The 10,317-nt window shown below is 71.9% G+C and carries 10 protein-coding genes; 2 read left to right on the top strand and 8 right to left on the bottom strand.

The features are described from left to right. Window positions 1-390: 390 nt before the first annotated feature. Window positions 391-960: a flavodoxin family protein gene (locus M8330_RS03630; protein ID WP_250826220.1), complete on the top strand. Its 570-nt coding sequence runs from the start codon at window positions 391-393 to the stop codon at window positions 958-960. On the opposite strand, the gene M8330_RS03635 is transcribed toward M8330_RS03630, so the two are convergent. The 6 genes from M8330_RS03635 to M8330_RS03660 are packed head-to-tail and all read right to left on the bottom strand — an operon-like array spanning window position 957 to window position 7,845. Next, entirely contained in the window at window positions 957-1,736 is a 780-nt protein-coding gene (locus M8330_RS03635) for an ABC transporter ATP-binding protein (protein ID WP_250826221.1), read from the bottom strand. The two genes, M8330_RS03630 and M8330_RS03635, sit on opposite strands and share 4 nt — an antisense overlap. Then, entirely contained in the window at window positions 1,733-2,764 is a 1,032-nt protein-coding gene (locus tag M8330_RS03640) for an ABC transporter permease (RefSeq protein WP_250826222.1), read from the bottom strand. Before M8330_RS03640 ends, M8330_RS03635 begins: the two co-directional genes overlap by 4 nt. Then, window positions 2,757-4,778, bottom strand: coding sequence for a glycosyltransferase (locus M8330_RS03645; RefSeq protein WP_250826223.1), 2,022 nt, complete (start codon window positions 4,776-4,778; stop codon window positions 2,757-2,759). Before M8330_RS03645 ends, M8330_RS03640 begins: the two co-directional genes overlap by 8 nt. After that, on the bottom strand, window positions 4,775-5,959 hold the full coding sequence (gene glf, locus M8330_RS03650; protein WP_250826224.1) for a UDP-galactopyranose mutase: 1,185 nt from the start codon (window positions 5,957-5,959) through the stop codon (window positions 4,775-4,777). The genes M8330_RS03645 and glf overlap by 4 nt, the downstream gene beginning before the upstream one ends. A gap of 6 nt (window positions 5,960-5,965) precedes the next feature. Further along, complete coding sequence (locus M8330_RS03655; RefSeq protein WP_250826225.1) at window positions 5,966-6,895, bottom strand: glycosyltransferase family 2 protein; 930 nt, start codon at window positions 6,893-6,895, stop codon at window positions 5,966-5,968. Continuing rightward, window positions 6,892-7,845 (bottom strand): glycosyltransferase family 2 protein, encoded by a 954-nt coding sequence (locus M8330_RS03660; RefSeq protein ID WP_250826226.1) that lies wholly within the window; start codon window positions 7,843-7,845, stop codon window positions 6,892-6,894. The genes M8330_RS03655 and M8330_RS03660 overlap by 4 nt, the downstream gene beginning before the upstream one ends. Before the next feature lie 258 nt (window positions 7,846-8,103). Here M8330_RS03660 and M8330_RS03665 point away from each other — a divergent pair, with 258 nt between their 5' ends. Beyond that, window positions 8,104-8,409 (top strand): hypothetical protein, encoded by a 306-nt coding sequence (locus M8330_RS03665; protein ID WP_250826227.1) that lies wholly within the window; start codon window positions 8,104-8,106, stop codon window positions 8,407-8,409. Here M8330_RS03665 and M8330_RS03670 read toward each other — a convergent pair. Together M8330_RS03670 and M8330_RS03675 are read right to left on the bottom strand one after the other, a co-directional pair. Continuing rightward, window positions 8,406-9,239 (bottom strand): helix-turn-helix transcriptional regulator, encoded by an 834-nt coding sequence (locus M8330_RS03670; protein ID WP_250826228.1) that lies wholly within the window; start codon window positions 9,237-9,239, stop codon window positions 8,406-8,408. The two genes, M8330_RS03665 and M8330_RS03670, sit on opposite strands and share 4 nt — an antisense overlap. 28 nt (window positions 9,240-9,267) lie before the next feature. Continuing rightward, entirely contained in the window at window positions 9,268-10,077 is an 810-nt protein-coding gene (locus M8330_RS03675; protein ID WP_250826229.1) for an SDR family NAD(P)-dependent oxidoreductase, read from the bottom strand. Window positions 10,078-10,317 lie beyond the last annotated feature (240 nt).

The raw sequence follows: 10,317 nt of genomic DNA on the forward strand, positions 1-10,317 counted from the left end.
ACGCGACAACGTTGTCGCGTCAGAGGTGTCGCGACCACGTGGGATGTTCTCACGCCGCGGCACGGAGCGTGAGACTGCACGACGGGTCGCACGCCACCCGGAGGGACACCGGGGCGTGCACCGCGCCGTCCATGGGGCGGCGCGTGCCGCACGACGTGCGACCCGGGGCAGGCCCGTCGGGGGTCACGTGCCCACCTCACCTCGTCCGGGGCGGCCGATCACGTCGACCCGGACGTGGTGCGCGGGCCGGTCGGCGGCGCGAGGGGCCGCCGACCGGCACGCGGGGGCGACCGGCCCGGTCCTGTGCACGCGGACGCGGGCCCTGGGTCCCCGGCGGCCCGGTACGAGCGACTCCCCCGCTCCCGTCGGCCGCGCCGCACAGTGGAGGTCATGGAACCGTCGCACCGGCGCACCGAGAGGTGCCTCGTCGCTCACGAGTCCCTGTTCGGCAACACCCGGCTCGTGGCCGAGGCCGTGGCCGCCGGGATCGAGGAAAGCGGGATCGACACCCGCGTCGCCGACGTGCGCGACCCGCGCACCGGCCACCCCGGGCCGGGCACCGACCTCGTCGTGCTGGCCGCGCCGACGCACGCCTTCTCCCTGAGCCGCCCGGACAGCCGGTCCGACGCGCTGCGGCGCGGGGCGACCGGCACCCCCGAGCGCGGCCTGCGCGAGTGGCTGTGCCGCTGGCTGGAGGAGGGCGGACCGACCCGGCCGTGCGTGGCGGTGCTCGACACCCGGGTCACCCGGGTCCGCCGCCTGCCGGGCGCCTCCGGCCGGATCGCCCGCCTGCTGCGGGCCCAGGGCTACCGCGTGCTCGACGAGCCGACGACCTTCCTCGTCCGGGACGTGGAGGGCCCGCTGGTCGACGGCGAGGTGGAGCGCGCCCGGGAGTGGGGTCACCGCCTCGCCGAGGAGCTCACCCCGGCGGGCGCCGGCCCGGCAGGGACCCGGACCTAGACGTCGGCGCCGAGCTCGTCGTCGTCGTTGTCCTCGTCGTCGGAGTCGTACTTGACGTAGTGGATGCCCTCGTCGACCGGGCCGTCGAAGCCGAGGCGTCCGTTCTCGAGGACGAGCACCCGGTCGCACATCTTCCGCACCGAGCCGGCCGCGTGGGAGACGTAGAAGATCGTGCGACCGGAGTCGCGGATCTCCTGCATCTTGTCCAGGCACTTGCGCTTGAAGGGCTTGTCGCCCACCGCGAGCGCCTCGTCGGCGAGGAAGATGTCGCAGTCGACGTTGACGGCCACCGCGAAGCCGAGCCGCGCGTACATGCCGGAGGAGTAGTTGCCCACCTGGGAGTCCAGGTGCTTGCCGATGGAGGCGAAGTCGACGATCTCGTCGAACTTGGCGTCGGTCTCCTTCTCCGTCATCCCGCACACGGCGGCGTTGAGGTAGATGTTCTCGCGCCCGGTCAGCTGCGGGTGGAACCCGGCGCCGGTCGCGATGAGGCCGGCGATGCGACCGCGGGTCAGCACCCGGCCGCCGTCCGGGCGCATGACCCCGTTGATGAGCGTGAGCAGCGTCGACTTGCCGGAGCCGTTGAGCCCCATGAGGCCGATCGACTCGCCCTGCTCGACGGTGAAGGAGACGTCGTCGAGCGCCTTGAACCTGCTCTTGGTGGCCTCGCCGCGCATCTTCGCGACGGTGACCTGCTTGAACGTGCGCTGGTAGCGGAGCGTGAACTCCTTGGACACGTTCTCCACGACGATGGAGGTCGACTCGGGGAAGCTCACGTGAGGCGCTCCGGGATCTTGTTCTCGAGGCGGCGGAAGATCAGCTGGGCCAGCACGAGGGAGACGGCCGAGACGACCAGCATGACGCCACCGTAGGCCCACAGGTGGTCAGGCAGCTCGGTGGCGGCCGAGGCCTCGGGGTCCGGGGTGGCGCCCACCCAGAACGCCCGCTGCACCAGCAGGACCGCGTCGGCGATCGGGTTCCACAGGTACACCGCCGCCAGCGTGTCGCCGAGCTTCGAGGCCACGTCGCGGAAGGGGTAGATCATCGGCACGCCGAACCGCACGACGTTGGTGAGGATGCTGACCACCGAGGAGAAGTCGCGGAAGAACACGTTGGCCGCGCTGAACACGATCGCCAGCGCGGTCGCCAGGCAGGTCACGATCGCCAGGGCCAGGAGCAGCGCCACGGGGACCAGCGGGTCGGGGGTCCACCCGTAGAACAGGCAGACCACCACGAGGATCACCACCTGCGGGAGCACGTGGTACAGCGAGACCAGCATGCTGGCCACCGGGAACATCTCCTTGGGCACGGCCATCTTCCGCACCAGCGCCTTGTTCCGCACGATCGAGCGCGTGCCGGCGTTGAAGGTCTCGGTGAAGAAGTGGACGACCACGAGGCCGCAGAAGACGTGGACGGCGTAGGCCTCCACGCTGTTGCGGCCCATGATGATGCCGAAGACCACGTAGTAGATGAGGAACTGGCTCAGCGGGTTGATGTAGGACCACAGCAGCCCGAGGAACGAGCCGGAGTAGCGCGCCTGGATCTCACGCCGCACCAGCAGCCGCAGCAGGTAGCGGTGCCGGAACACCTCCACCAGCCCCGGGCTGGGGGACGGCGTGGTGAGCGGTGCGTCCACCACGTACGCGGCCTGACGGCCGGCGCCGGCGCGACCGGCGGGGCCTCGTCCGCCCTTGCGCGGGCCCTTGCCGCCGCCCCGGTTGCCGGCCCCGCCCTCGGTGCCCTCGGAGGCGCCGGTGGGGCCGCCCTCCGAGGGGTCCTCGGGGTGCGAGGGGGTCTCAGTCATCGGCGCCGTCGGTCGCGTCCGTCCACGGGCGGAAGGTCTGCTCCCACGCCTCCGGCGAGGTGATCTCGCCCAGGGCGTCCTGGTACTGCTGGGCCAGGCGCGGCCACTCCCGGCGCAGCCGGGCGTGGATGGCGACCGTCTTCGACATCATGTCGCGGAAGGTCTCCGGGTCGCGGCGGTACAGCGCGGCCGAGGAGCCGTCGTTCATCGACACCACGGCGGAGTCGAACTTGCCCAGGCGCCACCACTTGGCGTCGCGGGCACGGATCTCGGTCTCGGGGTTGGTCCGCGAGAGCTCGCGCACCGGGCGCAGCTGGCGCAGCGGCTGGGTCGCGGCGACCACGAACGCCGTGCGCGGCGACGGCGGGCCGAAGTCCTCGCGGCCCTTGCGCGGCATCTTCGTGCGCTTGACCGGCGGGAAGGCGTCCGGGTCGGACTCCAGCTGGGCGTCGGTGTGCTTCTTGCGCATCGCGTTGATCTCGGGGAGCGTCGTCGCGAGCGTCTCGTGCAGCGCGCCGGGGCCCTCGAGCACGTCGAGGAGCGCCCTGTGCCGCAGCTCGGCCGTCGAGTACTGCATGGAGACCAGGTGCGCGATCTGGTGGTTGCGCGACTCGGTGATGAGCCGCCCGCCCTTGTCGTACTTGGAGTGCAGCAGCGCGGCGATGAACCGGTTGCGCACGTGGAAGTACGCCTGCCAGTCCAGCGCGTCGTTCTTGTCGGTCCACGGGACGTGCCACACGGCCGCGCCGGGGAACGTCACCGTGGGGTAGCCGGCCTCCTTGGCGCGCAGGCCGTACTCGGAGTCGTCCCACTTGATGAAGACGGGCAGCGAGAGGCCGACGTCCTCCATCACCACGCGCGGGATGAGGCACATGAACCAGCCGTTGAAGTCGACGTCGACGCGCTGGTGCAGCCACTTGGAGGCCCGCAGGTTGTTGGTGGCGAAGTCCCAGTCGGACTTCACGCCGGGGGCGGACTGCCACCAGAAGCGCCAGGGCTGCACGACCTCGCCGAAGCTGTGCATGCGGGCCCGGGCGTAGAGGTTGAACATGTGGCCGCCCACGATCGTGGGGCGGCGGGCGAGGTCGGCGAAGGTGACCGCGCGGATGATGCCCTCGGGCTCGCAGACGACGTCGTCGTCCATCATCATCGCGTAGTCGGCGGTGCCCTTGCGCAGGCTCTCGAGCTGACCGCGGGCGTAGCCGCCGGAGCCGCCGAGGTTGCCCTGCTCGATGACCTTCAGGGTGTCGCCGAGCGCCTCCTGCGCGGCCGGGAACGCCTCGGCGTCCACGACCTTCTGCTTGCCCTGCTCCATCACGAAGACGGTGTCGAGGTAGGGCTCGAGCGCCTCGTCGTCGCCGAGCTGGGCGAGCAGCTCGGAGCAGAACTCCGGGCGGTTCATGGTGGTGATCGCGAGGTCGAGGGTGCCGTGCTGGGCCTTGTCCTCGGGCACCTGCGCGGTCCACTCGGCGGACTCCACGACGACGTCGGCCTCACCGGCGATGACGTCGTACCAGTACCAGCCGCCGTCGGCGAACGGCTTGAGCGTGAGCTCGAAGGTGAAGGTGCCCTGCTCCTCGGTGCCCGTGGAGGCGGAGTCGACGCGCTGGTGGGAGCCGCGGGCCATCGACTTGTAGACCACGACGCTGGCGCCCTGGCCGGTCACGCGGACGGTGAGCTCGACCGCCTTCACGATGGTCCACCGGCGCCAGTAGCTGGCGGGGAACGCGTTGAAGTAGGTGCCGAAGCTCATCCGCTCGCCGGAGCGGACGCGGAAGCCGGTGCGCGAGAGCAGCTGGTCGGGGTGCAGCTCGCGGCCTCCGAAGGCCAGGGAGACGCCGCTGCCCTTCTCGTCGTCGCCGCGGTCGAGGTCGACCGTGTGCTGGGCGTTGTCGACGTAGAGGGCGATGACGTCGAAGTCGTCCGCGCTGGGCAGCACCTGGCGCTGCAGCAGCCGCGTGGCGGTCGGCGCCGGGGCCTGCGTCTCGGGGCTGGTGGTGGTCGGGGCGCTCATGCGTCCACTCCTCCGCTGGTGAGGTCGGCGCCCTCGGCGAAGTGGGGGCGCAGCTTGTTCTCGAACATGGTCAGGGCGGAGCCGATGGCCATGTGCATGTCGAGGTACTTGTAGGTACCCAGGCGGCCGCCGAACAGCACGTTCGGCTCGGCCTTGGCGAGGTCGCGGTAGGCGAGGAGCTTCTCGCGGTTCTCGGCGGTGTTGATCGGGTAGTACGGCTCGTCGCCCTCCTCGGCGAAGCGGCTGTACTCGTGCACGACGATCGACTTGCCCGGCAGGTAGGTGCGTTCGGGGTGCAGGTGCTTGAACTCGAGCGTGCGGGTGTAGGGCAGCTCGGGGTCGTTGGCGTTGACCACGCCGGTGCCCTGGTAGTCGTCGACGTCGAGGGTCTCGCGCTCGAGGTCGATGGTGCGCCAGGTCAGGCGACCGGCGGAGTAGCCGAAGTACTCGTCCACGGGGCCGGTGTAGACGAGCGGGACCTTGCCCTTGTACTCGTCGACCACGGAGAAGAAGTCGGTCTCGAGGCGGACCTCGATGTTCTCGTGCTCGGCCATCCGCTCCAGCCACGCGGTGTAGCCGTCGACCGGCAGGCCCTCGTAGGTGTCGTTGAAGTAGCGGTTGTCGAAGGTGTAGCGCACGGGCAGACGGGTGATCGTCGCCGCCGGCAGCTCCTTCGGGTCGGTCTGCCACTGCTTGGCGGTGTAGCCCTTCACGAACGCCTCGTACAGCGGGCGGCCGATCAGCGAGATCGCCTTCTCCTCGAGGTTCGTGGCGTCCTCGGTGGCGATCTCGCTGGCCTGCTCCGCGATCAGCGCGCGGGCCTCGTCCGGGGTGTGGGACTTGCCGAAGAACTGGTTGATCAGCCCCAGGTTCATCGGGAACGAGTAGACCTGCCCCTGGTACTTGGCGAAGACCCGGTGCTGGTAGTTCGTGAAGTCGGTGAACTTGTTGACGTACTCCCACACCCGCTCGTTGGAGGTGTGGAACAGGTGGGTGCCGTACTTGTGCACCTCGATGCCGGTCTCCTCGTCGAACTCGGAGTAGGCGTTGCCACCGAGGTGGGAGCGGCGCTCGAGCACGAGCACCTTCAGGCCCAGCTGCGAGGCGCACCGCTCCGCGATGGTCAGACCGAAGAAACCGGAGCCGACGACGACGAGGTCAGGAAGGGAGTTCTGGGGCACGGTCGGTCAGTCTACGGATGAGGGAGGCAGAGGCCGCATCCCACGCGCGGAGGCGAGGGCACGAAGGACGTTGCGCGCCTCACCGAGCCCGCCGCGCACGGGGCTGAGCAGCACCACGAGGGCCGCCAGCAGGTACGGCTTGGCCCGCACGAGCGCGTTCTCGCCGTAGCGGAAGTGCACCACGAACAGGTTGCGGTACATGTAGAAGCCCTTCCAGCCCGACAGGTCGTGCTGCTGGTCGAAGCCGAGCTGGCGCACGAGCACCGCGTCGCGCACCGCGAGGATGCGGAAGCCCGCGCGGCGGATGCGGATCGCCAGGTCCACGTCGTCGTAGAAGATGAAGAAGGACGGGTCGGGCAGACCGACCGCCTCCAGGACGCGGCGGCGCAGCAGCAGGCCCTCGAAGGCCACGTTCTCCAGCTCCACCAGCGCGGGCATGGTCGAGCGGTGACCGTAGGCGGTCTCGACCGAGGCCGTCTTGGGCTTCATCACCCACGGGTGGGTCAGGTCGAAGCGGACGGCGGCCTTCTCGCACAGCGCCCCCGTGAGGTCCTCGCGGACGGAGAAGAGCGCGTCCTCGTCGAGGTCCATGAGGACGCCGAGGCAGGAGGGCGCGGGCACCACGTCGTCGTCCACGAGCCACACGCGGTCGACGCCCGCCGCGAGCGCCTCGCGGGTGCCCACGTGGAAGCCGCCGGACCCGCCGAGGTTCTCGGGGGTGGTGTGCACCTTCAGCGGCAGGCTCCAGGGGCGCGCCAGGACCTCGGCGGTGTGGTCGGTGGAGGCGTTGTCGACCACGAGGACGAGGTCGGGCCGACGCTCGCTCGCCTCGAGACCCTCGAGCATCCGGGCGAGCAGGTCGGCCCGGTTGTAGGTGACGACGACGACGGCGACGCTCTCCTGCCCGTCGCGGCGCGTCACGGGGGTGCTGGTCATCGCAGGAACCTCTCGTGCCCGGTGAAGTCGCCCCACAGCCCCGCCCAGGCCCCGCGGGCGCTCAGCGCGAGCCGACGCAGGTCGCGGTGGGTGAGCGTGTAGAACCACAGGGTCTTGGCCCAGAAGGCACCGACGTGCGCCCAGCCGCGGTAGGTGCGCAGGTTGACGGTGTTGTTGCGGGCCATGCAGTAGCCCTTGAGGTCGCTGGGGCTGTGGTTGTAGGTCGTGCGCCCACCCATCATCGGCGTGCCCAGCCGGCCCACCGACGGGTGGCGGACGACGGCGTCGGTGACCGTCGCGATGCGCGCGCCGGCCCTCTCGACCCGCAGCCGGTACTCGTGGTCGTCGCCCCAGATGAAGAACTCCGCGCGCGGGTAGCCGACCTCCTCGGCCAGGGCGCGGGTCACGAGCACCCCGTTGAACGGGATGACGATCTCGGGCAGCAGATGGGTCTCCCCCGCCGCCCGCTCGACGTCGGCGAGGGCGTGGACGACGCGGGTGCCGCCGGGCAGCCGGATCGGGAAGACCAGGCGGCCGGCGTCCTCCCGGTCGATCACCAGCGGGCCCCAGAAGTCGAGGTCGTCCTCGGCCAGGAGACGGGTGAGGCAGCCGACGTCCGGCAGGCCGTCGTCGTCCATGAGCCAGGCGAGGTCGGCGTCGGTGCGCTCCACCGCGTGCTGCAGCCCGTCGTGGAAGCCGCCCGCCCCGCCCTGGTTGTGGGTCAGCGTGAGCGCCGTCAGCCAGTCGTGCGCCGCCGCCTGCTGCGCCAGCCAGTCGCCGGTGCCGTCGGTGGAGGCGTTGTCGACGACGACCACCTCGCGCAGCGCGGGCTCGACCCGGCGGACCTCCGCCAGCCGCTCGACGAGCGTGGTGAGCAGGTCCAGGCGGTTGAAGGTGACGACCACGGCCGTCACCGTGCGCGCCGGTGCGCCGGCTCCCCTCTGCTCCACGCCGACCACCCTAGGCGAGCCGCCGCGCTCCCCCGGCACCGACGACCATCGGCCCCGTGGCGGGCGGTCCGCGACGGTGCGGCGGTCTCGAGGCTCGGCCGTGGCCGGCCTCGCACCTCGACCACCGACGTCGGCGACGAGCGCACCGGTCCTGTGGTCGAGCAGCGAGGAGCCCCGGCGACGAGCGCACGTCGAGACCACCCACTTGCCGGCCGAGGAGCGAGCCGACCGCGAGCCCGACCGTGGCACGCTGAGCGGGTGAGCCCCCTCGACCTCATGCTGCGCGACGCGGACGCCGCCCCCGACCTGCTGCTGATCGTGGTGCTGCCGACCCTGCTGGCGATCCCGGCGCTGCGCCGGGGCAGCCGGGTGGCGTTCGCCGCGCCGGCGGCGCTCCTCGTCCTGCTGGTCGCCTGGTACAGCTACTACGCGCTGGGCTGGGCCGAGGCCGGGCTGGGGCTGCGTGGCCCCCTGCTGACGGTCCTCGGGCTCACCGCCGTCGGCCTCGTCGGGGCGCTGGTGGGGCTGGCGCGGGTGCTGTCCCGAGGCCGTCGCGCCGGCTAGCGCGCGGCGGGCCCCAGCACCCGCAGCAGCTCGAGCTTCTCGGCCGACGCGCTGCCCGGCTCGGGCGTGAGCACGAGCAGCACGTGGTGCTGCTCGGGGTCGAGCAGGCTCTGGCAGTACAGCTCCAGCGGTCCGACGGCGGCGTGCTCGTACCGCTTGACCTGGGTGCGGGTGTGCCCGACCTCGTGCTCGGCCCAGACCCGCGCGAACTCCTCGCTCTCGCGCAGCAGCGACTCCACCAGCCGCTCCGCGACCGAGCCGCGACCGTCGCGGGCGTAGGCCTCGCGCAGGTCGGCGGCGAACTGACGTCCGCGCAGGTCGTGGTCCTCGGCCGGGTAGGTCCCCCGGGCGGCCGGCTCGGTGAACCACCGGTAGGTGACGTAGCGACGGTCGCCGGTGAGCGCCGTCTCGTCGCCGAGCAGGGCCAGCGCCAGGTCGTTCTGGGCCAGCGTCTCCCCCGTCGGCCCGATGACGAGGGCCGGGGTGTCGACCAGCCGGTCGAGGACCCGCATGAGGCCGGCGTCCACGTGGTCGCTGCGTCGCACACGCGTCGGCGTGCCGTGCCCCGCGAGGCGGAACAGGTGATCACGCTCGGCCAGCGAGAGCCGCAGACCGCGGGCGATCGCCCCGAGCATCGGCTCGGAGGGCTGCGGGCCGCGCTGCTGCTCGAGCCGGCCGTAGTAGTCGGTCGACATGCCGCACAGGGCGGCCACCTCCTCGCGCCGCAGGCCGGTCGTGCGGCGGCGAGGCCCGCGGGGCAGGCCGACGTCCTCCGGCTGCAGCGCCTCGCGGCGGGTGCGGAGGAAGTCGGCGAGCTGGGGTCGGTCCACGGTCCTCATCCTCTCCCGCGTGCGGCCCTCAGAGGTTCATCCCGCCCGAGGCCTCGACGCGCTGGCCGGTCACCCAGCCCATGCCCGGCGACGCGAGCGCGGCGACGGTCGCGCCGATGTCGTCCGGCTCCCCCACCCGGCCCATGGCGATGAGCCCGGACAGGTGGCCGCGCACGGTCTCGTCGTCGCGCATCGAGCCGCCGCCGAAGTCGGTGCCCGTGGCGCCGGGGGCGACCGCGTTGACGGTGATCCGGCGCGGGGCCAGCGTCTTGGCGAGGTAGCGGGTCCACACCTCGACGGCGCCCTTGGCTGCGGCGTAGACGGAGTAGCCGTCGACCCCGGTGAAGCGGGCCAGGCCGGTGGAGGTGTTGACGACCCGGCCGCCGTCGCGCAGCAGCGGCGCCAGGGCCTGGGTCAGCATCACCGGGCCGGTGACGTGGGTGTCGAGGAGGCGGCGCACCTCGGCGACGTCGGTCTCCCCCAGCGGGGTCCAGCCGGCGGTGCCGGCGTTGTTGACCAGGACGTCGAGCCCGTCGGTGCCGAAGGTGTCGGCCAGCGTGGTGCGCAGCGTGGCGACGAAGGCGTCGAAGGTCTCGGGCGCGGTGACGTCGAGCCGGAGGGCCGCCGCCCGGCGTCCCTCCTCCTCGATGCTGCGCACGACGTCGAGCGCCTCGGCCTCGTTGCCCCGGTAGGTCAGGACGACGTCGGCGCCGGCGCGCGCCAGGTGCAGCGCCTCGCTGCGGCCCAGGCCGCGGTTGCCGCCGGTGACGAGCGCGACGCGGGCGGTGGTCTTCTCGGTGCGGTTCTCGGTGGTCTGCTCGGTGCTGTTCTCGGTCATGGCTCCACCGTCCGCCGTGCCGCGGGGCGGAGGAAGGCCGCAGTCATCCACGGATCGGGAGTCCCTGGCTGGGCCCGCGGCGACAGTGCGTGACGTTCTGCAGGCGACACGCCGCTTGGGTTCATGCGGTGGTCGCAACACCTAGCCCTGGAGGGGTGTATGGGTGTCGGAGGCCGGCCGCGGGTACGGCGGAGCGTCGAGAGAGCTTTCTGGGAGCTGGTTCCTGAGCATCGGTCCTGG

It is taken from the genome of Nocardioides bruguierae, assembly GCF_023656415.1.
Taxonomy (GTDB): Bacteria; Actinomycetota; Actinomycetes; order Propionibacteriales; family Nocardioidaceae; genus Nocardioides; species Nocardioides bruguierae.